The sequence below is a fragment of the Variovorax sp. GW821-FHT09B05 genome (assembly GCF_059418265.1).
Genome location: NZ_JBWKPN010000002.1, coordinates 363,001 through 386,160, shown reverse-complemented (window position 1 = coordinate 386,160; position 23,160 = coordinate 363,001). Strand labels below are relative to the sequence as shown.

The following is a 23,160-nucleotide window of genomic DNA, read 5'->3' as shown; positions in this document are numbered from 1 at the left end:
GCGCGCGCCCTACGCTTCGCGGAACTTCTCGGAGACATCGACATGCGCACCCAGGTAGCGATCATCGGCGCCGGCCCGGCCGGCCTTCTGCTCGGCCAGCTTCTGTTCAAGGCCGGCATCGACAACGTCATCGTCGAACGCCAGAGCGGCGACTACGTGCTCGGGCGCATCCGCGCGGGCGTGCTCGAGCAGGTCACGATGGACCTGCTGGAACGTGCCGGCGTCGACGCCCGCGCCAAGGCCGAGGGCCTGCCGCACGGGGGCATCGAGCTGCTGTTCAAGGGCGCGCGCCACCGCATCGACATGCACGGCCTCACGGGCGGCAAGCAGGTCACGGTGTACGGCCAGACCGAGGTGACGCGCGACCTGATGGAAGCGCGCGCGGCCGAGGGCCTGGCCACGGTCTACAGCGCGGCCAACGTGAGCCTGCACGATTTCGACTCGCGCTCGCCGCGCGTGCGCTACGAGAAGGACGGCCAGACGCACGAGATCGAGTGCGACTTCATCGCCGGCTGCGACGGCTACCACGGCGTGAGCCGCGCGAGCGTGCCGGCCGACGCGATCCAGACCTACGAGAAGGTCTACCCCTTCGGCTGGCTCGGCGTGCTGGCCGACGTGCCACCGGTCTCGCACGAGCTGATCTACGCCAACACCGAACGCGGCTTCGCGCTGTGCAGCATGCGCAGCGCCACGCGCAGCCGCTACTACGTGCAGGTGCCGACCGAGGAACGGGTGGAGAACTGGAGCGACGAGGCCTTCTGGAACGAGCTGCGCGCGCGCCTCGATCCGGAAGCGCGCGAGCGGCTGGTGACTGGGCCTTCGCTCGAGAAGAGCATCGCGCCGCTGCGCAGCTTCGTGGCCGAGCCGATGCGCTTCGGCTCGCTGTTCCTGGCCGGCGACGCGGCGCACATCGTGCCGCCGACCGGTGCCAAGGGGCTGAACCTCGCGACCGCCGACGTGGGCTACCTGTCGCGCGCCTTCGAGATCTTCTACCGCGAGCGCTCGGCCTCGGCGCTCGACCGCTATTCCGACCTGTGCCTGCGCCGGGTCTGGAAGGCCGAGCGCTTCTCGTGGTGGTTCACCTCGCTGATGCACCGCTTCCCCGAGACCGGCGCCTTCGGCCAGAAGATCCAGGAAGCCGAGCTCGACTACCTCGTGCATTCGCACGCGGCCTCGACCTCGCTGGCCGAGAACTACGTCGGGCTGCCGCTCGAGGACTTCTGAGCCTCGGCCTCGAGCTTCTTCTTCATCGCGGCCGCGCCCTCGTCCATCATGCCGGCGATGTAGGGCGCGAGCTCGTCGGGCAGCACGTCGGTGATCCAGACGAAGCGCGAGCGCCCGTCGCCCGCGTCGAACACCTGCGCCGACGCATGGTGATGCCGCATGCGGCTGCCCGTGACGGTGTAGGCGATGCGGCGCAGCGATTCGTCGATCGACACCGGCAGCTCGCGCGCCACGCTGCCGTTGGAGAAGTCGAGGATGCGCGCGCCCTCCTCGTCGATGCGACAGCCCGAGAGGAAGCCCGGCGCGAGCCGCTCGTGCACGGCGCGGAAGTCGCGCAGCGCGTCCCAGACCTGTGCCGCGCTCGCGGCGAGTTCGAATTCCCGGTGGATGGTGGCCATGGCGGGCTCCTTCGCGCTCAGGGATGGCGGCCTGCGCGGGCCGGGGCTGTCAGTTCGAGTTCAAGCTCGAGTTCAATGGCGTGGTGCATGGCGATGGCTTCCTGGTCGATGAATGGATCAGGCGCTCATCGTCGAGCAAGGCCGCGAGGCGGTCTTGGAGAATCTTGCGGTCGCCGCGCGCGGCACGGCGGAAATCGCCCGGCGAGACACCGGCGGCGCGCCGGAAGGTGCGCACGAAATTGCTGAGGTCGGCAAAGCCCACGTCGAGCGCGATCTCGGTCACGGGACGGTCGCCGTCGGCGAGCAGGCGCGCCGCATGGCGCAGCCGCGAGCGCACCAGGTACTGGTGCGGCGTCACGCCCAGCACCTGGGAGAACAGCCGCAGGAAATGGAAGGCGCTGAGCCCGGCCTCGGCCGCGGCCTGCTCGAGGCCGATGTCCTCGTGCGAGCCTTCGGCGATCCACATCGCGGCATCGACGGCGCGGCGCCGGTCGCGCGCGGGGGCCGCTCCGGGGCGCGGCGCATCGCGCCCCTCCACGAGGTCGACGAAGCGATGGGCGAACTGCATGCCGACCTCGTCGAGGCCGAGATCGCTGCGGCCCTCGACCGCGGCCTGCGCGAGTTCGCCGAGCACCATCAGCCCGGACAGCGGCGGCAGGCCGCCGGCCTGCCAGGTGCCGCGCCCGCCGCCGATCAGCTCGACGAAGCCCGGCGAGAGGTGGAAGGCCAGGCACTCGTCGCCGCAGACATGGTGGTCGTGGGTGCAGACGTACTCGTCGCCCGGCGCGCCGACGAGCACCGAGCCGGCCACGAGCTCGTAGGCATGGCCGCGCGTGCGATAGCCGAAGCTGCCCTTGCGCACGTACGAGACCGAATGGCCCTCGTGCATCTCGGCGAAAGGCGGGGCATCGGGGCCCGCGTCGCAGCGGTAGCTCGAGACCCGGATCGGCTCGGTCTGCAGTTCGGTGACCACGAGCATGGTGGTTCTCCCGCAGTACCGGCCGTGCGGCGGGTCCTCAGTCGACCGTCTGCATCGCCTGCCACACGCGCGAAGGGCTCAGTGGCATGTGCAGGCGCGGCGCGCGGGCGGCGAGGCCGTTGCGCGCGAAGGCGTCGGCCACGGCATTGACGATGGCCGGCGTGGCACCGATGGTGCCCAGTTCGCCCACGCCCTTCACGCCCAGCGGGTTGTTCTTGCAGGGCGTCGACTCGTCCATCTCCATGTGGAACATGGTGCTGACGATGTCGGCGCGCGGCGCGGCGTAGTCCATCAGGCTGCCGGTGACGGGCTGGCCGGTCTCGTGGTCGTACACCACCTGCTCGTAGAGCGCCTGGCCGATGCCCTGCACCGCGCCGCCCTCGAGCTGGCCGCGCACGATCATCGGGTTGACCACGCGGCCCACGTCGTTGACCGAGCTGTAGGCCACCACGCTGATCTCGCCGGTGGGCGGATCGATCTCGATCTCGCAGATGTGGCAGCCGTTGGGCCAGGTCGGGCCGGCCACGGTGCTGGTGGAGTCGACGAAGATCTCGCGCTCGGGCTGCTTGCCGGCCAGCGTGAACAGGTCGAGCTCGAGGTCGGTGCCGATCACGGCGAAGGCGCCGCGGCTGTAGGTCACATCGTCGATCGCCACCTCGAACTCCTGGGCCGCGAGTTCGCGCGCCTTGTCGATGGTGCGCTCGGCGCCGATGCGCACGGCCGAGCCGCCGGTGAACAGCGAACGCGAACCGGCGCTGCCGAAGCCGTCGCCGCGGTCGGTGTCGCCGAGCACCACGCGCACCTTCTCGATCGGCACGCCGAAGGCGTCGACCGCGAGCTGCGCCAGCGAGGTGGCGATGCCCTGCCCCATGGCATTGACGGCCGAGAACACCTCGATCACGCCGTCGGCCTGCACCGAGACGGTGACGCGCTCCTCGAACACGTTGCCGCCGGTCCATTCGAGGAAGGTGGCGATGCCCAGGCCGCGGTGACGGCCGTTGCGCGCCGATTCGGCGGCGCGGCCCTCGAAGCCGTTCCAGTCGGCCAGGCCCAGCGCCTGGTCCATCACCGACTCGAACTTGCCGGTGTCGTAGGTCTGCGCCATCGGGTTCTTGTACGGCATCTGCTCGGGGCGGATGAAGTTGCGCCGGCGCAGCTCGATGCGGTCGATGCCGGTCTGGCGCGCGGCCTCGTCCATCAGCCGCTCGATGGTGAAGATCGCCTCGGGCCGGCCGGCGCCGCGGTAGGCGCCGGTGGGCGCGGTGTTGGTGAGCACCGCCTTGAAGTGGAAGTCGATGGTCTGGATGTCGTAGACGCTGGTCTGCACCCAGGGGCCGATCAGCAGCTGGATCGCGACGCCGGTGCCGGTGGCATAGGCGCCGACGTTGGCCAGCGTCTTGATGCGCAGCGCGAGGATGCGACCCTTGGCATCGAGCGCGAGCTCGGCCTTGGCCTCGATGTCGCGGCCATGGGCGCTCGAGAGGAATTCCTCGCTGCGGTCGGCCACCCATTTCACGGGGCGCTTCACCTGCAGCGCCGCGAAGGCCACCGCGATGTCCTCGGGATAGGCGCCGGTCTTCATGCCGAAGCCGCCGCCGACGTCGCCGACCACCACGCGGACCTTGTCCTTGGCCAGGCCGATGGCGGCGCAGATCGAATCGCGCACGCCCGAGGGCATCTGGGTGCTCATGCGGATCGTGAGGCGGCCGGTGTCGGCGTCGGGCGCGGCGAGCACCGAGCGCGGCTCGATGGTCAGCGCCACCACGCGCTGGTTGACCACGTCGAGCGCCACCACGTGGGCGGCCTTGGCGAAGGCGGCCGTGGCGGCCTCGCTGCTGCCGTGGCGCATCTCGGCCGCGATGTTGCCGCCGGCCTCGTCGCACAGCTGCGGCGCGTCTTCGGCGGTGGCGGCCGCGAGGTCGACCACCATCGGCAGCTCCTCGTACTCGACCATCACGGCTTCGGCCGCGTCGCGCGCCTGCTGCACGGTGTCGGCCACCACCACGGCGACGGCCTCGCCGACGAAGCGCACGCGTTCGTGCGCGATGGCATGGCGCGCGGGGCTGGCGCTGTCGCCGCCGTCGGCACGCTTGAAGCCGGCGGCACCGGGCATCGGCTTGACGCCGGCCGCGGCCAGGTCGGCGCCGGTGATCACGGCGAGCACCCCCGGCAGCGCGAGCGCCGCCGAGGCGTCGACCGAGGCGATGCGCGCATGAGGATAGGGAGAACGCAGGAAGACCAGGTGGGACTGGCTCGGCAGGGACACATCGTCCGTGTAGCGGCCGGCGCCTGAAAGAAGACTCTGGTCTTCGAGCCGGCGCACGGCCTGGCCGCTGCCGAAACGCATGGGATTGGGGTCTGTGGTCAACGTGGTCCTCTTGTACCGGGCCCGCGCACAACGCTGGCGCGCGGAGACCGTCATGGGGTGCTTCTTCGAAGGAAGCTCCGCACTATATGTGAGCTGGAGCAAACGTGTGCGCCTTTGGACGAGTGCATTGGGAGGGCACCAGAAAGGAGCATGCCCGAGGGGCCCGGGTCGGGGCCGGCGTTGGGTTTTCGCCTCTGATACGAAGATGCGCCCCGCAAGCCGTGTATACCTACGGCCATGCGACAACTGCCCTGGCTCGAACCCGGCGATGCCCTGCCCGACCCCTCGACGGCGTGGGGGATCGCCGATCCCGTGCCCGGGCTGCTGGCCGCTGGCGGCTCGCTCGACGTCGATACTCTCTTGCGCGCCTACGGCCGCTGCGTCTTCCCCTGGTTCAGCGAGGACCAGCCGATCCTGTGGTGGAGCCCCGATCCGCGCATGGTGCTGCAGGTGGCCGATTTCCGGCTCCACCGCTCGCTGCGCAAGACGCTGGCGCGCTTCGCGCAGGCGCCGGGCTGCGAGATCCGCATCGACCACGACTTCGGGGCCGTCATCCGGGCCTGCTCGGGCTCGGCCCGCCCGGGCCAGTCGGGCACCTGGATCGTGCCGGACATGGTCGCCGCCTATACCGAATTGCACCGGGCCGGCCATGCCCACAGCGTCGAGACCTGGATCGACGGCGAACTCGCGGGCGGCCTCTACTGCGTGGCGATCGGCGGCGCGGTATTCGGCGAGTCGATGTTCACGCGCCGCCCCGACGCCTCGAAGACCGCGCTGGCGGCGCTGGTGTGCCTGTGCCGGCGCTTCGGCGTGCGGATGATCGACTGCCAGCAGAACACGGCCCACCTCGCGAGCCTGGGCGCGCATGAAATGCCGCGCGCGCGCTTCGTCGAACACGTGGCCCGGGCTCGGGAAGCGACGGGGCCCGCCTGGCGTTTCGAGCCCGTATACTGGTCCGAACTCCTGTCTGCGCGACCCTCTCACCCGACGTGACGCACCTCAAGGATCTCCCGCTCCACACGCTGCAGTTCTACGCGACCGCGCCCTATCCCTGCAGCTACCTGCCGGACCGCCAGGCCCGCTCGCAGGTGGCCACTCCCAGCCACCTGATCCACAACGACGCGTACTCGGACCTGGTGCTCAGCGGCTTCCGGCGCAGCGGCATGTTCACCTACCGCCCGTACTGCGACGGCTGCCGCGCCTGCGTGCCGCTGCGGGTGCTGGCCAATGCCTTCAAGGCCTCGCGCAGCCAGCGCCGTGCCGCCAAGCAGCACGCCGACCTGCAGGCCCGCGTGCTCAAGCTGTGCTTCGTGCCCGAGCACTATCAGCTCTACCTGCGCTACCAGAACGGCCGCCACGCGGGCGGCGGCATGGACCACGACAGCATCGACCAGTACACCCAGTTCCTGCTGCAAAGCCGCGTGAACTCGCGGCTGGTGGAGTTCCGCGAGACCCTGCCCGACGGCAGCGCGGGCGCGCTCAAGATGGTGTCGATCCTCGACGTGCTCAACGACGGCATCTCGGCCGTCTACACCTTCTACGAGCCCGAGGACGGCATGGCCTACGGCACCTACAGCGTGCTCTGGCAGATCGAGCAGGCGCGCAAGCTCGGCCTGCCCCACGTCTACCTGGGCTACTGGATCGAACACAGCCCGAAGATGAACTACAAGGCGCGCTTCGCGCCCCACGAATTGCTGATCGACGGCCGCTGGCAGCGCGCCAGCGATTTCACAAGATAAAATGGCGCCCGGTCTTCACCGCACAGCGCCATGAGAAAAAACCATTCAGACATTCCGGCCACCCCCGTCATCCAGGTCATCGAACGCATGTTCGCGCTGATCGACGTGCTGGCCTCGCGCGAAGAAGCCATTTCCCTGAAGGAAATCAGCGAAAAGACGGGGCTTCATCCCTCCACCACCCACCGCATCCTCAACGACCTCGCGGTCGGCCGCTTCGTCGACCGTCCCGAGGCCGGCAGCTACCGGCTCGGCATGCGCCTGCTGGAGCTCGGCAACCTGGTCAAGGGCCGGCTCAACGTGCGCGACGCCGCGCTGGGCCCGATGCGCGAGCTGCACAAGCTCACGCAGCAGCCGGTCAACCTCAGCATGCGCCAGGGCGACGAGATCGTGTACATCGAGCGCTCCTACAGCGAGCGCTCGGGCATGCAGGTGGTGCGCGCCATCGGCGGCCGCGCTGCGCTGCACCTCACTTCCACCGGCAAGCTGTTCCTGGCCGCGGACGATCCGCAGCGGGTGCGCAGCTACGCCACCCGCACCGGGCTGGCCGGCCACACGCGCAACAGCATCACGCAACTGCCAGCGCTCGAGCGCGAGCTGTCGAAGGCGCGTCAGTACGGCATCGCGCGCGACAACGAGGAGCTGGAGCTGGGCGTGCGCTGCATGGCCGCCGGCATCTACGACGACCAGGGCAAGCTGGTCGCGGGGCTGTCGATCTCGGCACCGGCCGACCGGCTCGACGAAGGCTGGCTGCCCAAGCTGCAGGCAACGGCGAACGAAATCTCGGAGGCGCTGGGCTTCAAGCAGGGCGTGGCACCCGCTGCCGGGGCCGTGGCAACCGCTTCGGGGTCGCCGGGCGGGGCAACCCCGTCCGTGGGGGCTTGAGCGCGCCTGGGCGCGTTTCAGGCCCATGCGGCGACCCTCGGGGGTCAAAGCTCTTCCCCCGCACCATGAAAAAAGCCGGCAACCGCCGGCTTTCGTCTTTGGGCAGGCTTGCTCAGCCCGCGATCTGGTACGCCACGGCGCGCGAGGCGGCCGGCGAACCCGGCACGGCATGCGTGGCCTCGACCCAGCGGCGCACGCGCTCGGCGTCGGCGATGCGGCTGAACTTGCCGGCCGAATCGAGGAACACCATGATCAGCTTGCGGCCCGCGACCCGGGCCTGCATCACCAGGCACTGGCCGGCTTCGGAGATGTAGCCGGTCTTCTGCACGCCGATGTCCCAGTCGGGGCTCTTCACGAGGCGGTTGGTGGTGTTGAACTGCAAGGTGCGGCGGCCGACCTCGACCTGGTACTCGGGCGAGGTGGACAGCGAACGCACGGTGGCGTCGGCGTAGGCGGCGTTCACGAGCAGCGCCAGGTCCTGCGCGCTCGACTGGTTGCGGCTCGACAGGCCGGTGGGCTCGACATAGCGCGTGTCCTTCATGCCGAGCATGCGCGCCTTGGCGTTCATGATGCTCACGAAGGTGCTCAGGCCACCGGGATAGGTGCGGCCCAGCGCGTGGGCGGCGCGGTTCTCGCTCGACATCAGCGCCAGGTGCAGCAGTTCGCCGCGCGTGAGCGTGGTGCCGACCGTCAGGCGCGAGCTGCTGCGCTTCTCGGTGTCGACGTCGTCCTGGGTGATGGTGATGAGCTCTTCGTTCGGCAGCTTGGCCTCGCTGATCAGCAGGCCGGTCATGAGCTTGGTGAGCGAGGCGATCGGCAGCACGGCGTGGTCGTTCTTGCTGAACAGCACCTCGTGCGTGTCCTGGTCGACCACCAGCGCGACGCTCGACTTGAGCTCGAGCGCGTCGTCGGTGGTGTGCAGGCCGGCCATCTGGCCGAAGGACTGGCGCGGCGGCGCCTCGACACGGACCACCGAGCGGCGCTGCACGGCCACCACGGTCTTGCCGTTCTTCTTTTGCAGGGTGGCCACCACGTTGCGGCCACCACGGACCACCTTGTCGGCCTTGTCGTCGCGCTCGGCACGGCCACCACGCTTGGCGACCTTGGACGACGCGGCATTGCGCTTCACCTCGACCGGCGCAGCGCCGCGGGCTTTCTTCGAGACGGCCGCCGTCTTGGCAGGGGCCGCCTTCTCTTTCTTGGCGGCTTGGGCGCCGGACAACAAAAACGCCGTCGCGCAGAACGCGACGGCGAGGGTGCGAAGGCTTGAAACGCGGTGGAGACGGGCTTCGGGCATGTACAAAATCTCCAGCGGCAGGAATAAGGACCGCAGTGTATCGAAATCAAAAAAGGCACGCAATATCAGCTACTTGCATCCTTTTCTTCATTCGAATACCAAGGATCGCTCGAAAACCTAACCTTGTGCCGCCACTCTCTCAGCTTGGCTCTGTAACTTGTTGAGCGCACTCAAATAAGCCTTTGCTGACGCCACCACGATGTCGGGATCCGCCCCGACGCCGTTGACCACCCGCCCTGCGTTTTGTAACCGGACTGTAACTTCTCCCTGGCTTTCCGTCGAGCCACTGATGGCATTGACCGAGTAAAGCACCATCTCGGCGCCGCTCTTGACGTGCGACTCGATGGCCTTCAGGGAAGCATCGACCGGGCCATTGCCGTCCGACTCGCCCGTGACTTCCTTGCCATGGACGGTGAAGACGATCTTCGCCTGGGGGCGTTCACCGGTTTCGCTGTGCTGCGCGAGAGAAACGAAAGCAAACTGTTCGCCAACGTTCGCACCCTCCTCCGCGCTGACAAGCGCGAGGATGTCCTCGTCGAAAATTTCGGATTTGCGGTCGGCCAGCTCCTTGAAGCGCAGGAAGGCGGCGTTGATCTCGCCCTCGCTCTCCATGGTCACGCCCAGCTCCTGCAGCCGCTGCTTGAAGGCGTTGCGGCCGCTGAGCTTGCCCAGCACGATCTTGTTGGCGGCCCAGCCCACGTCCTCGGCCCGCATGATCTCGTAGGTGTCGCGCGCCTTGAGCACGCCGTCCTGGTGGATGCCCGAGGCATGCGCGAAGGCATTGGCGCCCACCACCGCCTTGTTGGGCTGCACCACGAAGCCGGTGGTCTGGCTGACCATGCGGCTCGCGGCCACGATGTGCTGGGTGTCGATGTTCAGCGCGAGGCCGAAGTAGTCCTTGCGGGTCTTCACGGCCATCACCACCTCTTCGAGCGAGCAGTTGCCCGCGCGCTCGCCGAGGCCGTTGATGGTGCACTCGATCTGGCGCGCGCCGCCGATCTTCACGCCGGCCAGCGAGTTCGCCACCGCCATGCCGAGGTCGTTGTGACAGTGCACCGACCAGATCGCCTTGTCGCTGTTGGGAATGCGCTCGCGCAGGGTCTTGATGAAGTTGCCGTAGAGCTCGGGGATCGCGTAGCCCACGGTGTCGGGCACGTTGATCGTGGTCGCGCCCTCGGCGATCACGGTCTCGATCACGCGGCACAGGAAATCGGGATCGCTGCGGTAGCCGTCCTCGGGACTGAATTCCACGTCGCCCACCTGGTTGCGCGCGAAGCGCACCGCGAGTCGGGCCTGCTCGTACACCTCGTCGGGCGACATGCGCAGCTTCTTCTCCATGTGCAGCGGCGAGGTTGCGATGAAGGTGTGGATACGGCCGCGCGCCGCGCCCTTCAGCGCCTCGGCGGCACGCGCGATGTCGCGGTCGTTGGCGCGCGACAGGCCGCACACCGTCGATTCCTTGATCGCGTTGGCGATCGCCTTGACCGCCTCGAAGTCGCCGTTCGAGCTGGCCGGGAATCCGGCCTCGATGACGTCGACCCGCAGCCGCTCGAGCTGCTTGGCGATGCGCAACTTCTCGTCGCGCGTCATCGAGGCGCCGGGCGACTGTTCGCCGTCGCGCAAGGTGGTGTCGAAAATTATGAGTTGGTCGGTCATCGTGGTTCTCCTTCGTTTCTGGCCACCTGGCGCTTCGGTCGGATCGAGGCTCAGACGGTCGCGGTCTCCGATTGTGCGCTGTGCGCGCCATTGCCCCTGGCGCGCTCCACGCCCGAGACGATCGCCTTCAGCGAGGCGGCGATGGTGTCCTCGTCGATGCCCACGCCGAACAGCGTGCGCGACTCGTCCACGCGCAGCTCCAGGTAGGCCACGGCCTTGGCGTCGGCACCGGCGCCGATCGCATGCTGGTGGTAGTCGATGACGCGCACCGCATGGCCCGTCGCGGCGCTCAGCGCGTGCGTGAAGGCATCGATGGGACCGTTGCCGCGGCCCTCGATGGCCACGGTCTCGCCGTTCCAGGCCAGGTCGCCGCGCAGAAGCACCGAGGCATTGGCGCCGTCCTTGCCCTCCTCCTGCAAGACGCGGTGCTGGAGCGCCTGCACCGACTCGATGCCGTACTCGCGCACGAAGAGCTGCCAGAGGTCCGCGGCCGTGAGTTCCTTGCCCGCGACGTCCATCACGCGCTGCACCGTCTGGCTGAATTCCATCTGCAGGCGGCGCGGCATCTCGATGCCGTACTCGCTTTCGAGCAGGTAGGCGATGCCGCCCTTGCCCGACTGGCTGTTGACGCGGATCACGGCCTCGTAGCTGCGGCCGACGTCCTTCGGATCGATCGGGAGGTAGGGCATGTCCCAGATGTCGCCGTCCTTGCGCGCGGAGAAGGCCTTCTTGATCGCGTCCTGGTGCGAGCCCGAGAACGAGGTGTAGACCAGGTCGCCCACGTACGGATGGCGCGGATGCACGGGAATCTGGTTGCAGTGCTCGACCGTGGCGCGGATCTCGTCGATGTTCGAGAAGTCGAGTTCGGGCGAGACGCCCTGCGTGTAGAGGTTGAGCGCCACGTTGACGAGGTCGAGATTGCCGGTGCGCTCGCCGTTGCCGAACAGGCAGCCTTCGATGCGGTCGGCGCCGGCCATCAACGCGAACTCGCCGGCGGCGGTGCCGGTGCCGCGGTCGTTGTGCGGATGCACCGAGAGCACGATCGCATCGCGGCGTTCGAGGTTGCGATGCATCCACTCGATCATGTCGGCAAAGATGTTCGGCGTGGAGTGCTCGACCGTCGACGGCAGGTTGACGATGCACTTGCGCTCGGGTGTGGGCGCCCAGACCGCGGTGACCGCGTCGACCACGCGCTTGGAGAACGCGAGGTCGGTGCCCGAGAACATCTCGGGCGAGTACTGGAAGGTCCAGCTCGTATTGGGCTGCTTCGCGGCCATCTCGTTGAACATGCGCGCATGCGAGGCGGCGAGCTCGACGATGCCGTCCTCGTCCATGCCGAGCACCACGCGGCGCATCACGGGCGCCACGGCGTTGTAGAGATGGACGATGGCGCGCGGCGCGCCCTGCAAGGCCTCGAAGGTGCGGGCGATCAGGTGGTCGCGCGCCTGCGTCAGCACCTGGATCGTCACGTCGTCGGGAATGCGGTCTTCCTCGATGAGCTTGCGCACGAAGTCGAACTCGACCTGCGACGCGGAGGGAAAGCCGACCTCGATCTCCTTGAAGCCGATGGCCACCAGGGTCTCGAACATGCGCATCTTGCGCGTGATGTCCATCGGCTCGACCAGGGCCTGGTTGCCGTCACGCAGATCGGTCGACAGCCAGATCGGCGCCTTGGTCAGCACGGCGTCGGGCCAGGTGCGGTCCTTGAGACCGATGGGCGCGAACGCACGGTATTTGGCTTGAGGTTGCTTCAACATGTCGATTTCTCTGCTGTGATGGTTGGTGATCAACCAGCAACCCCAAAAACAAACGGCCCGTTGCTGGTGCGAACGGGCCGTGGTGATGGATTTGCGCGTGCGCTACCGTCTCCGCCCGTGAGGGAGAGCTAGTAGGGCCAGCAGCGAAATCATCTTCGTCATGAGGGTTGCGAATTTAGCACAGGCTTCGAGACTTTGTGAAGACTGTGTCCCGATGCCTGTCTCAGTTGTGCAAACCGCGCTCGTCGGGTTCCTCGGTCGAGGTGCTGATTACGCTGGTCTGCTGCCCCTTGGCCTTGCGCCATGCATAGACCACGTAGCCGCTCAGGCCGTAGACCACGAACAGGCCGAACAGCACCGTCGGCGGATGGATGTTGATGACCGCGATGCCGAGCGCGATCAGCACGATCACGGCGAAGGGCACGCTCTTCTTCATCTGCACGTCCTTGAAGCTGTAGAACGGCGCGTTGGTCACCATCGTGAGGCCCGCATAGAGCGTGAAGGCGAAGGTGATCCAGGTGATCTGGGTCCACGAGAGGTACAGCACCTCGCCGCCGCGCTTGCCCCATTCGGTCATGAGCCAGATGAAGCCGGCCACCAGCGCCGCCGCCGCGGGCGACGGCAGGCCCTGGAACCAGCGCTTGTCGACCACGCCGGTGTTGACGTTGAAGCGCGCGAGCCGCAGCGCCGCGCAGGCGCAATAGACGAAGGCCGCGATCCAGCCCCAGCGGCCCAGGCCCTTGAGCGACCACTCGTAGGCGATCAGCGCGGGCGCGGCGCCGAACGAGACCATGTCGGACAGCGAGTCCATCTGCTCGCCGAACGCGCTCTGCGTGTTGGTCATGCGCGCCACGCGGCCGTCGAGGCTGTCGAGCACCATGGCCGCGAAGACGCCCAGCGCGGCGAGGTCGAAGCGCGCGTTCATCGCCATCACGACCGAATAGAAGCCGCCGAACAGCGCGGCCAGCGTGAACAGGTTCGGCAGGACGTAGATGCCCTTTCGCCGCTTGCGCGGCTGGACCTCGTCGGGGACGGTGTCGTCATGCATTGGATAGGTCTCCGTCCCTCATGGGCATTGTCGGTTCAGCTATCTCTTCGATAGCAATTCGGTCACTGGATCGCATCCCCGGGAGTGTAGTTCAGGGGCACGCCCGCCCCTCCAAGCAAAAGGGCCACCGCGAGGGTGGCCCTTGGGGGGAATCGGGCGCCGGAGCACCCTGCTCGCCTGGAGATCAGTTGCGGGTCTGGTCGACCAGCTTGTTCTTCTTGATCCAGGGCATCATCGCGCGCAGCTTTTCGCCAACCACTTCGATCTGGTGCTCTGCACCCAGGCGACGGCGGCTGATCAGCGTGGGCTGGCCGGCAGCGGCTTCGAGCACGAAGCTCTTTGCGTATTCGCCGGTCTGGATGTCCTTGAGCACCTGCTTCATGATCTTCTTGGTCTCGTCGGTCACGATGCGCGGGCCCGTGACGTACTCGCCGTATTCGGCGTTGTTCGAGATCGAGTAGTTCATGTTGGCGATACCGCCTTCATAGATCAGGTCGACGATGAGCTTGAGCTCGTGCAGGCATTCGAAGTACGCCATTTCGGGCGCGTAGCCGGCTTCCACCAGCGTTTCGAAACCGGCCTTGATCAGCTCGACCGTGCCGCCGCACAGAACCGCTTGTTCGCCGAACAGGTCGGTCTCGGTTTCTTCGCGGAAGTTGGTCTCGATGATGCCGGCCTTGCCGCCGCCGTTGGCGGTGGCGTAGCTCAGCGCGAGGTCACGCGCCTTGCCGCTCTTGTCCTGGTGCACGGCCACGAGGTGGGGCACACCGCCGCCTTGGGTGTAGGTGCTGCGCACGGTGTGGCCCGGGGCCTTGGGAGCGACCATCCACACGTCGAGGTCGGCGCGCGGCTGCACGAAGCCGTAGTGCACGTTGAAGCCGTGCGCGAAGACCAGCGAAGCGCCTTCCTTGATGTTCGGCGCCACGTCGTTCTTGTAGACGTTGGCGATCTGCTCGTCGGGCAGCAGGATCATGACGACGTCGGCGGACTTCACGGCATCGGCCACTTCGGCGACCTGCAGGCCGGCCTTGCCGACCTTGTCCCACGAAGCGCCGCCCTTGCGCAGGCCGACCACGACCTTGACGCCGCTGTCGTTGAGGTTCTGCGCGTGCGCGTGGCCTTGCGAGCCGTAACCGATGATGGCCACCGTCTTGCCCTTGATCAGGCTCAGGTCCGCGTCCTTGTCGTAATAAACCTTCATGATGTTCTCCAGATAGATATGCGAGTTGCAGTGTGTTGTGCCGTTCGTCCTGAGCCTGTCGAAGGGCTCAATGCAGTCCCCGCTCGCGCGGAGGCTTCGACAAGCTCGGCCCGAACGGGCAGCGACCGAGCTCCGTTTTCATCGGGTCAGACCCGCAGGATGCGTTCGCCGCGGCCGATGCCGCTGGCGCCGGTGCGCACGGTCTCGAGGATGGCGCTGCGATCGATCGCCTCGAGGAAGGCGTCGTTCTTGCCATGGTCGCCCGTGAGCTCGATGGTGTAGCTCTTGTCGGTGACGTCGATGATGCGGCCGCGGAAGATCTCGGCCATGCGCATCATCTCCTCGCGCTCCTTGCCGACCGCGCGCACCTTCACCATCATGAGCTCGCGCTCGGTGTAGGCGCCTTCGGTCAGGTCGACCACCTTGACCACCTCGATCAGGCGGTTCAGGTGCTTGGTGATCTGCTCGATCACGTCGTCGGAACCGGCGGTGACGATGGTCATGCGCGACAGGCTCGCATCCTCGGTGGGCGCGACGGTCAGCGACTCGATGTTGTAGCCACGGGCCGAGAACAGGCCCACCACGCGGGAAAGAGCACCGGGCTCGTTTTCCAGCAGAACGGCAATGATGTGTTTCATGTGTGCGTGACTCCTCTTTTCGCCAGCGCGGAAGCTTTCGCTTTCGCCGCCCTCCCCCGCGCACGGTAATGCGCGGGCTCGGCGGGCAATAGATTCGTCAGTGAAAGGTTGAGAACGAACGGTCGAAAACAGGCCGAGGGATCAGAGATCCTCGGACCCCAGCAGCATCTCGGTGATGCCCATTCCGGCCTTGACCATCGGGAACACGTTCTCGGTGGGGTCGGTGCGGAAATCCATGAACACGGTGCGGTCCTTGAGCTTGCGTGCTTCGCGCAGCGCGGGCTCCACGTCCTGCGGACGCTCGATCAGCATGCCGACGTGGCCATAGGCCTCGGCGAGCTTCACGAAGTTGGGCAGCGCATCCATGTAGCTGTGGCTGTAGCGGCCGGAGTACTCGATCTCCTGCCACTGGCGCACCATGCCGAGGTAGCGGTTGTTCAGCGAGCAGATCTTGATTGGCGTGTTGTACTGCAGGCAGGTCGACAGCTCCTGGATGCACATCTGCACCGAGCCTTCGCCCGTGATGGTGAAGACTTCCGACTCCGGCTTCGCGAGCTTGATGCCCATGGCGTAGGGAATGCCCACGCCCATGGTGCCCAGGCCGCCGGAGTTGATCCAGCGGCGCGGCTCGTCGAAGCGGTAGTACTGCGCGGCCCACATCTGGTGCTGGCCGACGTCGGACGTGATGTACGCGTCGGCGTCCTTGGTCATGTTCCACAGCGTCTCGACGACGAACTGCGGCTTGATCACGTCCTTGTTGCCACGGTCGTACTTGAGGCAGTCGCGCGAGCGCCAGCCTTCGATGGTGGTCCACCAGTTGGCGAGCGCGCCGGCATCGGGCTTGGTCGTGCTCTCGCGGATCATCGAGATCAGTTCGGTGAGCACGTCCTTGACGTCGCCCACGATCGGGATGTCGACCTTCACGCGCTTGGAGATGCTCGACGGGTCGATGTCGACGTGGATGATCTTGCGTTCGTTCTGCGCGAAGTGCTTGGGGTTGCCGATCACGCGGTCGTCGAAGCGCGCGCCCACGGCCAGCAGCACGTCGCAGTTCTGCATCGCGTTGTTGGCTTCGATGGTGCCGTGCATGCCCAGCATGCCGAGGAACTTGCGGTCGCTCGCCGGATAGGCGCCCAGGCCCATCAGCGTGTTGGTGACCGGGTAGCCGAGCATGTCGACCAGCGTGCGCAGCTCGTTGGTGGCATTGCCCAGCAGCACGCCGCCGCCGGTGTAGATGTAGGGGCGCTTGGCGTTGAGCAGCAGCTGCAGCGCCTTGCGGATCTGGCCGCCGTGGCCCTTGCGCACCGGGTTGTACGAGCGCATCTCGATCTTCTCGGGATAGCCGGCATAGGCCACCTTCTTGAACGAGACGTCCTTGGGCACGTCCACCACCACGGGGCCCGGACGGCCGCTGCGTGCGATGTGGAAGGCCTTCTTCATCGTCATCGCCAGGTCCTTCGGATCCTTGACGAGGAAGTTGTGCTTGACGATCGGGCGCGTGATGCCGACGGTGTCGCATTCCTGGAAGGCATCCAGGCCGATCGCCGCCGTGGGGACCTGGCCCGAGATGATCACCATCGGGATCGAGTCCATGTAGGCCGTCGCGATGCCCGTGACCGCGTTCGTCAGGCCCGGGCCCGAGGTGACCAGCGCCACGCCCACCTCGCCGGTGGCGCGCGCATAGCCGTCGGCCGCGTGGACCGCCGCCTGCTCGTGGCGCACCAGCACGTGCTGGATGGTGTCCTGCTTGTAGAACGCGTCGTAGATGTAGAGAACCGCGCCACCGGGGTAGCCCCAGATGTACTGGACGCCTTCGGCCTGCAGTGCCTTGACCAGCACTTCGGCGCCCATGAGTTCTTGCGTGTGATTGCCGGCGCCGGAGGACGCGGCTGCTGCGGAAGCGAGTTCCGCCTTGGAGATTTCCATGATCAACCTTTGGAGTTTTTTCGGGAACGAAAAACCTTGGGTGCCCCTTGCCAACCCTTGTGGGGCCGCGCCAGGACTTGAGGCCAAAGCCATGAGCGGACTGATTGTTCCGCCGGACCGTGACCCGTTTGCCTTTTGACTTGCGAGGGCGATTATGACACCGCCGCAGCGTTCCGCCGAGCCCGTATCGCCCCGCAACACGATTCGTCAAGAGCGGCGGGCATAATTCGCGGCCAACAACGAGGCATTCCCGCCCGACATCCATTCCCACGCGGCGCCCGGCGCCCCTCTCACGCTTGGCCACCGAACAAGAACTCTCCGATTTCCTGAAAAGCGTCGAACGCCGCGCTTTCAAGCGGTCGGTCTATCACGTGCGAGACGAGGAAGCGGCGCTCGACATCGTGCAGGACAGCATGATGAAGCTGGCCCAGCACTACGGCGACAAGCCCGCCGCCGAGCTGCCGATGCTGTTCCAGCGCATCCTGTCGAACTGCACGCTCGACTGGTTCCGCCGCCAGAAGACCCGCCGCGCCCTGTTCTCGAACCTCAGCGATTTCGAGGCCACCGACGACGACGGCGATTTCGACCTGCTCGAGAACTTCGCCTCGCCGACCGACTCCAGAGAAACCGAGAGCGCCGAGGACACCACGCGCCGGGCACAGGTCCTGCATGAGATCGAAGAACAGATCGCGGCATTGCCGGGCCGTCAACGCGAGGCTTTCCTGATGCGTTACTGGGAAGAAATGGACGTCGCAGAGACGGCCGCCGCAATGGGCTGCTCCGAGGGCAGCGTCAAAACCCACTGCTCGCGCGCCGTCCACGCTCTGAGCAAGGCGCTCAAAGCCAAGGGAATTTCGCTATGAATACTAAGGTTCCTCTTTCTTCTGTCGCCGAAAACGAATTCGGCCAACGCGTGGCCGCGCGCCTGTCCGCCGGCAACCAGGCGTTGCCGCACGACATCGGCGAACGCCTGCGCGTGGCGCGCGCGCAAGCCGTGGCCCAGCGCAAGCAGGCCCCGCAGCTGCGCGCCGCGCCCGCCGTGGTACAGGCAGGCAATACCGCCGCACTGGGCGGCGGTGGTGGCTGGGGCTGGTGGACGCGCATCGGTACCGTGGTGCCGCTCGTGGCCCTGGTGGCCGGCTTGGTCACCATCAGCGTGATGCAGGACGAGGACCGCGCCAGCGAGCTGGCCGAGGTCGATTCCGCGTTGCTCACCGGCGACCTGCCGCCGGCGGCCTACACCGACCCGGGCTTCGCGCAGTTCCTCAAATCCGACGGCGCCTCCGACTGACGAGGGCCTCACCCGCCCTCCCAGCCCCGCGCCCGGCTTCGCCGCTCCCGTCTGCCGCCTAGACCTTCCCGCCTGTCCGAAGCCTCCATCCGATCGATCATCCGAATGCCACGCCGCACCCTGCCCCCCGCGATTTCGCCCCGCTCCTCGCGCTCGTGGTCGCAAGGCGTGGCGGCTCGTCTCGCCGGGGCCGGCACCGTGGCCGCCGCGGCACTGGGACTGACGATCGCGGCCGCGCAGACCACGCCCGTGCGCTCGGAAGCCGTTCGCGCGGAGACGCCGAAGGCCGCGCCGACCGGCACCATGGCCGCGTCCGCCGCCGCCAAGCCGCCCACCCTCACCAAGCCGCTGTGGGCCGAGCTCACCGCCGAGCAGCAACAGGCCCTGCAACCGCTGGCGCCGCACTGGAACACGCTCAACGTCGGCCAGAAGCGCAAGTGGCTCGCGCTGTCGCGCAACTACGCCTCGCTGCCGGCCGAGGACCAGATCACGCTGCGCAGCCGCATGATCGAGTGGGCCGCGCTCAGCAACCAGCAGCGCGTCCAGGCGCGCCTGAACTTCGCCGAGGTCAAGCGCGTGCCGGCCGACGAGCGCAAGGCCAAGTGGGAGCAGTACCAGGCGCTGAGCGAAGAAGAGAAGCGCAAGCTCGCCGAGCGTGCGCCGGCCAAGCCCAAGGGCGCCGCCATCCCGGTGCGGCCGGTGTCGTCCCAGAAGCTCGTGGCCGTGCCCACGGTCACGCCGCCCGGGCAGCACACGCCCCGCATCCAGCTCGCGCCGCCGATGGCGCCCGCGGCGCCGGCCATCGTGCCCGCTGCGGCCGTCGTCGCGACCCCGCCGGCCGCGTCGTCCGGCACGGCTGCGGCCACCGTCGCCCCGGCGACGCCCTCGGCCGCGGCCCCCGCCACCTTCACGCCCCAGCCGGTGCCGGCAGAAGCCCAGGTGCCGTCTCCGTACTCTTCATCGTCCGGCCCGTCGACTTCGGTATCCTCCACACCGTCTTCCACTTCTGCGGGGCGCACGCTCGAGCAACCCTCGGCCGCCCCCTGACCCAAGGTCTCGATGGTTTCCAGCTCTTCCGAGGTTTCGGAGTCGGATTCGCCTGCTTCGCTCGTCCCTCCTGCGTCTGACGTTTCTTCTTCCACGGCACAGGACCCGGTTCCGGGACTCTGGCGCCGCATGGCCTGCTGGCTCTACGAAGGCATGCTGCTGTTCGCGGTGGTGTTCGTTTCAGGCTGGCTCTTCAGCACGCTGGGCCAGATGCGCGACGCCATGGACTCGCGGCGCCACCTGTTCCAGGGCTTTCTCTTCGTGGTGTTCGGCGTCTACTTCGTCTGGTTCTGGGCCAAGGGCCAGACGCTGGCGATGAAGACCTGGAACATCCGCATCGTCGACACGCACGGTCACCCGGTCAGCCAGCGCCGCGCGCTCGCGCGCTACCTGCTGAGCTGGATCTGGTTCCTGCCGCCGCTCGCCGCCGTCGCGCCCTTCAAGCTGTCGGGCCCCGAAGTCACGGTGCTCGTCTTCGGCTGGGTGGCCATCTGGGCCCTGCTGGCACGCTTCCATCCGCAACGCCAGTTCTGGCATGACGCCTGGGCCGGCACCCGGCTCATCACCTCCAAGCCCATGAGCCGCCGATGAGCGCCCTGCCCGAACTTCCCGATCCCGCCGTCAATCCGCAGAAGGCCCGCAAGGGCTTCGATCGCGTCTGGCACGCCACGCTGATCTCGCTGCACGGCCTGCGCGCCGGCTGGGGCGAGCCGGCCTTCCGGCAGGAGGCCATCCTGTCGATGGTCATGATCCCCGCCGCCTTCTGGCTCGGCCGCAGCTGGGTCGAGATCGCCCTGCTCGCGGGCAGCGCGGTGCTGGTGATGATCGTCGAGCTGCTCAACACGGCGGTGGAAGCGGCCATCGACCGCATCGGCCCCGAATGGCACGACCTCTCCAAGCGCGCCAAGGACATGGGCAGCGCCGCGGTGCTGCTGTCGCTCTCGCTGTGCACCTGCATCTGGGCCGCCGCCCTGTGGACGCGCTTCGTGTCATGAGCGGGCCCGCCGCGCGAGGCATGATCGGGGGATGACCCCTGAATTTTCGATTTGCGTGTATTGCGGCTCGCGCCCCGGCGAGCGTCCCGAGTTCACTGAAGCCGCCACGGCGGTCGGCCGCTGGATCGGCCAGCAGCGCGGCCAGTTGGTCTACGGCGGCGGCCGCACCGGCCTGATGGGCACCGTGGCCGAGGCCACGCGCGCCGCGGGCGGACGCGTGGTCGGCATCATCCCCAAGGCACTGGTCGACAAGGAACTGGCCAACCCGCTGTGCGACGAGCTGCACGTGGTCGACACCATGCACGAGCGCAAGGCGATGATGGGCGAGCGCGCCGATGCCTTCCTGGCCATGGCCGGCGGCATCGGGACCTTCGAGGAACTGTTCGAGATCTGGACCTGGCGCCAGCTCGGCTACCACGACAAACCGGTCGGCATCCTCAACAGCGCCGGCTACTACGACAAGCTGCTCGACTTCCTCGGCCAGAGCGTGCGCGACGGCCTGATGGGCGACTGGCAGATGAGCCTGGTGCGCACCGGCAGCGAGGCCGAACCGCTGCTCGCGGCGCTGCGGGCCGAGGTGCCGCGCCATCCGCGCGACGACCGGCTGGCCGAGAACCTCTAAGCCCGCGGTGAAAGAACGGCCGGCGAGCGCCGGCCCCTGCGGCTCAGCTCAGACCGCGTTCTCGTTCTCTTCGCCGGTGCGGATGCGCACGATGCGCTCGACGGCCGTCACGAAAATCTTGCCGTCGCCGATCTTGCCGGTGCGCGCCGAATTGACGATGGCCTCGATGCAGCGCTCGACATCGCCCTCGTTGACGACGACCTCGACCTTCATCTTCGGCAGGAAGTCGACCACGTACTCGGCGCCGCGGTAGAGCTCGGTGTGGCCCTTCTGGCGGCCGAAGCCCTTGACCTCGGTCACGGTGAGTCCGGTGACGCCCACTTCGGCCAGGGCCTCGCGTACGTCCTCGAGCTTGAAGGGTTTGACGATGGCGGTGATCTGCTTCATGGTTTGCGTGCTCCGGCGGTTTCGTTGAATTTGCTGGTGATAGGGTAACGCCAATCCTTGCCAAAACTGCGGTGCGTCACCCGGATGCCTACCGGCGCCTGGCGCCGCTTGTATTCGTTGATCTTGATGAGCCGTGCCACCCGTTCGACCACCGCGCGGTCGTAACCCGCGGCGATGATCTCGTCGATGCCCTCGTCGTCCTGCATGTAGCGTGCCAGGATCGCGTCGAGGATGTCGTAGGGCGGCAGGCTGTCCTGGTCGGTCTGGTCGGGCCGCAGCTCGGCGCTCGGGGGCCGCGTGATGATGCGCTCGGGGATCGGCTCGGCGCCGGTGCCGTAGGGATCGTGGGCATTGCGCCAACGCGCGAGCGCGAACACTGTCGTCTTCAGCAGGTCCTTGATGACCGCGAAGCCGCCCGCCATGTCGCCGTAGAGCGTGCAGTAGCCGGTGGCCATCTCGCTCTTGTTGCCCGTGGTGAGAACGATCGAGCCGAACTTGTTCGACAACCCCATCAGCAACGTGCCGCGGATGCGGGCCTGGATGTTCTCTTCGGCCGTGTCCTCGGGCCGGCCCGCGAAATCGGGGGCCAGTGCCGCCTTGAACGACTCGAAGGTGTGCCGGATCGAGATCTCGTCGTAGCGCACGCCCAGGCGCCCCGCCATGTCGCGCGCATCGATCCAGCTGATGTCGGCCGTGTAGGGCGAGGGCATCATCACCGCGCGCACCTTGTCCTTGCCGAGCGCATCGACCGCGATCGCGAGCACCAGCGCCGAATCGATGCCGCCCGACAGCCCGAGGATCGCGCCCGGAAAACCGTTCTTGCCGACGTAGTCGCGCACGCCGAGCACCAGCGCATCCCAGAGCTGGGCCTCGGCGTCGCGCGGCGCGGCGATGGGCTCGGGCAGGAAGCGCACGCCCTGCGACGGTGCACGCTCGAGCTCGGCCAGCACCAGCTTCTCCTCGAAGCCCGGCGCCTGCATGGCGAGCGCGCCATCGGCCTGCAGCGCGAACGAGGCGCCGTCGAACACCACCTCGTCCTGCCCGCCCACGAGGTGGGCATAGACCAGCGGCAGCCCCACGGCGCGCGCGCGATCGGCCATGCGCGCCACGCGCTCGCCCTCCTTGCCCACGTGGTAGGGCGAGGCATTGATGACGGCCAGCACCTCGGCGCCGGCGGAGCGCGCCAGCTCGGCCGGCGCGTCGAACCAGGCGTCCTCGCAGATCAGCAGGCCGACCGACACGCCGCCGGCCTCGAACACGCAGGTGCCCTGCCCCGGCGCGAAGTAGCGGCGCTCGTCGAACACCTGGTAGTTCGGCAGCTCGCGCTTGGCGTAGGTCTGGAGGATGCGGCCTTCCTTGAGCACGCTGGCCGCGTTGTGGCGCAACTGCACCGACACGGAGCGCCCGCGCAGGCTGCCGCCGCTCGGATGCCCCACCACCACGACCATGTCTTTGAGGTCGGCCAGAGCGGCGGCGATGCCTTTCACGGCATCATCGCAAGCTTCGGTGAAGGCGGGCCGCAGGAACAGGTCCTCGGCCGCGTAGCCGGCGATCGAGAGTTCGGGCGTCAGCAGAAGGCGAGCGCCCCGGGCATGGGCCTCGCGCGCGGCCGCCACGATTTTTCGGGCATTGCCGGGGAGATCGCCCACCACGAAATTGAGTTGCGCGATGGCGAGCTTGAGCGTCATACGGAAGGAAGAAACAG

22 protein-coding genes are annotated in these 23,160 nt (G+C 67.6%); 10 read left to right on the top strand and 12 right to left on the bottom strand.

Features of this window, described 5'->3' with window-relative positions; translation table 11 throughout:
* Positions 1 to 42: 42 nt before the first annotated feature.
* Complete coding sequence (gene pobA, locus AC07RM_RS06650; RefSeq protein ID WP_261213778.1) at positions 43 to 1,224, top strand: 4-hydroxybenzoate 3-monooxygenase; 1,182 nt, start codon at positions 43 to 45, stop codon at positions 1,222 to 1,224.
* On the opposite strand, the gene AC07RM_RS06645 is transcribed toward pobA, so the two are convergent.
* Genes AC07RM_RS06645 through AC07RM_RS06635 form a run of 3 tightly spaced genes read right to left on the bottom strand, consistent with a single transcriptional unit; the run spans position 1,194 to position 4,969 of the window.
* Positions 1,194 to 1,622, bottom strand: coding sequence for an SRPBCC family protein (locus tag AC07RM_RS06645; protein ID WP_495333884.1), 429 nt, complete (start codon positions 1,620 to 1,622; stop codon positions 1,194 to 1,196). The genes pobA and AC07RM_RS06645 overlap by 31 nt on opposite strands.
* A gap of 49 nt (positions 1,623 to 1,671) precedes the next feature.
* Positions 1,672 to 2,601, bottom strand: a complete 930-nt coding sequence (locus tag AC07RM_RS06640; protein ID WP_495333882.1) for a helix-turn-helix transcriptional regulator — start codon at positions 2,599 to 2,601, stop codon at positions 1,672 to 1,674.
* Positions 2,602 to 2,638: 37 nt separating this feature from the next.
* Positions 2,639 to 4,969 carry a xanthine dehydrogenase family protein molybdopterin-binding subunit gene (locus AC07RM_RS06635; protein WP_495333880.1) on the bottom strand — a complete coding sequence of 777 codons (2,331 nt, stop codon included), beginning with the start codon at positions 4,967 to 4,969 and terminating at the stop codon, positions 2,639 to 2,641.
* A 237-nt stretch (positions 4,970 to 5,206) separates the two neighbouring features.
* Here AC07RM_RS06635 and aat point away from each other — a divergent pair, with 237 nt between their 5' ends.
* From aat to AC07RM_RS06620, 3 genes are read left to right on the top strand one after another with little or no spacing between them, the layout of a single operon-like run.
* Positions 5,207 to 5,962 carry a leucyl/phenylalanyl-tRNA--protein transferase gene (gene aat, locus AC07RM_RS06630; RefSeq protein WP_208511886.1) on the top strand — a complete coding sequence of 252 codons (756 nt, stop codon included), beginning with the start codon at positions 5,207 to 5,209 and terminating at the stop codon, positions 5,960 to 5,962.
* Positions 5,959 to 6,708 (top strand): arginyltransferase, encoded by a 750-nt coding sequence (locus AC07RM_RS06625; RefSeq protein WP_495315893.1) that lies wholly within the window; start codon positions 5,959 to 5,961, stop codon positions 6,706 to 6,708. Before aat ends, AC07RM_RS06625 begins: the two co-directional genes overlap by 4 nt.
* 30 nt (positions 6,709 to 6,738) lie before the next feature.
* Positions 6,739 to 7,590, top strand: coding sequence for an IclR family transcriptional regulator (locus AC07RM_RS06620; RefSeq protein WP_495333878.1), 852 nt, complete (start codon positions 6,739 to 6,741; stop codon positions 7,588 to 7,590).
* Between the two features lie 112 nt (positions 7,591 to 7,702).
* Here AC07RM_RS06620 and AC07RM_RS06615 read toward each other — a convergent pair whose 3' ends face one another.
* From AC07RM_RS06615 to AC07RM_RS06585, 7 genes are all read right to left on the bottom strand, one after another.
* On the bottom strand, positions 7,703 to 8,887 hold the full coding sequence (locus AC07RM_RS06615) for a serine hydrolase (protein ID WP_093341415.1): 1,185 nt from the start codon (positions 8,885 to 8,887) through the stop codon (positions 7,703 to 7,705).
* Between the two features lie 117 nt (positions 8,888 to 9,004).
* Positions 9,005 to 10,543, bottom strand: coding sequence for a 2-isopropylmalate synthase (locus tag AC07RM_RS06610; protein WP_495333876.1), 1,539 nt, complete (start codon positions 10,541 to 10,543; stop codon positions 9,005 to 9,007).
* A gap of 50 nt (positions 10,544 to 10,593) precedes the next feature.
* Positions 10,594 to 12,300 carry a 2-isopropylmalate synthase gene (gene leuA / locus AC07RM_RS06605; protein WP_495333874.1) on the bottom strand — a complete coding sequence of 569 codons (1,707 nt, stop codon included), beginning with the start codon at positions 12,298 to 12,300 and terminating at the stop codon, positions 10,594 to 10,596.
* A gap of 223 nt (positions 12,301 to 12,523) precedes the next feature.
* Positions 12,524 to 13,348: a CDP-diacylglycerol--serine O-phosphatidyltransferase gene (gene pssA, locus AC07RM_RS06600; protein WP_057592484.1), complete on the bottom strand. Its 825-nt coding sequence runs from the start codon at positions 13,346 to 13,348 to the stop codon at positions 12,524 to 12,526.
* Between the two features lie 184 nt (positions 13,349 to 13,532).
* Positions 13,533 to 14,549 carry a ketol-acid reductoisomerase gene (gene ilvC / locus AC07RM_RS06595; RefSeq protein ID WP_296789229.1) on the bottom strand — a complete coding sequence of 339 codons (1,017 nt, stop codon included), beginning with the start codon at positions 14,547 to 14,549 and terminating at the stop codon, positions 13,533 to 13,535.
* Between the two features lie 146 nt (positions 14,550 to 14,695).
* A complete protein-coding gene (gene ilvN, locus AC07RM_RS06590; protein ID WP_012747479.1) occupies positions 14,696 to 15,187 on the bottom strand; it encodes an acetolactate synthase small subunit in 492 nt (163 codons plus the stop codon).
* A 141-nt stretch (positions 15,188 to 15,328) separates the two neighbouring features.
* On the bottom strand, positions 15,329 to 17,113 hold the full coding sequence (locus tag AC07RM_RS06585; protein ID WP_093341410.1) for an acetolactate synthase 3 catalytic subunit: 1,785 nt from the start codon (positions 17,111 to 17,113) through the stop codon (positions 15,329 to 15,331).
* Between the two features lie 296 nt (positions 17,114 to 17,409).
* Here AC07RM_RS06585 and AC07RM_RS06580 point away from each other — a divergent pair, with 296 nt between their 5' ends.
* The 6 genes from AC07RM_RS06580 to AC07RM_RS06555 all read left to right on the top strand — a co-directional run bounded on the left by AC07RM_RS06580 (position 17,410) and on the right by AC07RM_RS06555 (position 21,068).
* Entirely contained in the window at positions 17,410 to 17,976 is a 567-nt protein-coding gene (locus tag AC07RM_RS06580; RefSeq protein WP_208511881.1) for an RNA polymerase sigma factor, read from the top strand.
* Positions 17,973 to 18,404 (top strand): DUF3619 family protein, encoded by a 432-nt coding sequence (locus AC07RM_RS06575; protein ID WP_093341407.1) that lies wholly within the window; start codon positions 17,973 to 17,975, stop codon positions 18,402 to 18,404. The genes AC07RM_RS06580 and AC07RM_RS06575 overlap by 4 nt, the downstream gene beginning before the upstream one ends.
* Before the next feature lie 168 nt (positions 18,405 to 18,572).
* The gene (locus AC07RM_RS06570; protein WP_495333872.1) at positions 18,573 to 19,451 is read left to right on the top strand and encodes a DUF3106 domain-containing protein; all 879 of its coding nucleotides are present in this window, start codon (positions 18,573 to 18,575) and stop codon (positions 19,449 to 19,451) included.
* A gap of 12 nt (positions 19,452 to 19,463) precedes the next feature.
* Positions 19,464 to 20,042: an RDD family protein gene (locus AC07RM_RS06565; protein WP_495333870.1), complete on the top strand. Its 579-nt coding sequence runs from the start codon at positions 19,464 to 19,466 to the stop codon at positions 20,040 to 20,042.
* Entirely contained in the window at positions 20,039 to 20,446 is a 408-nt protein-coding gene (locus AC07RM_RS06560) for a diacylglycerol kinase (protein WP_057592491.1), read from the top strand. Before AC07RM_RS06565 ends, AC07RM_RS06560 begins: the two co-directional genes overlap by 4 nt.
* A gap of 31 nt (positions 20,447 to 20,477) precedes the next feature.
* Positions 20,478 to 21,068, top strand: a complete 591-nt coding sequence (locus AC07RM_RS06555) for an LOG family protein (protein ID WP_495333868.1) — start codon at positions 20,478 to 20,480, stop codon at positions 21,066 to 21,068.
* Between the two features lie 48 nt (positions 21,069 to 21,116).
* Here the strand turns inward: AC07RM_RS06555 and AC07RM_RS06550 are convergent, their stop codons facing one another.
* Together AC07RM_RS06550 and AC07RM_RS06545 are read right to left on the bottom strand one after the other, a co-directional pair.
* Complete coding sequence (locus AC07RM_RS06550; RefSeq protein WP_013540975.1) at positions 21,117 to 21,455, bottom strand: P-II family nitrogen regulator; 339 nt, start codon at positions 21,453 to 21,455, stop codon at positions 21,117 to 21,119.
* On the bottom strand, positions 21,452 to 23,143 hold the full coding sequence (locus AC07RM_RS06545; RefSeq protein WP_495333866.1) for an NAD+ synthase: 1,692 nt from the start codon (positions 23,141 to 23,143) through the stop codon (positions 21,452 to 21,454). The genes AC07RM_RS06550 and AC07RM_RS06545 overlap by 4 nt, the downstream gene beginning before the upstream one ends.
* Between the last annotated feature and the right edge of the window lie 17 nt (positions 23,144 to 23,160).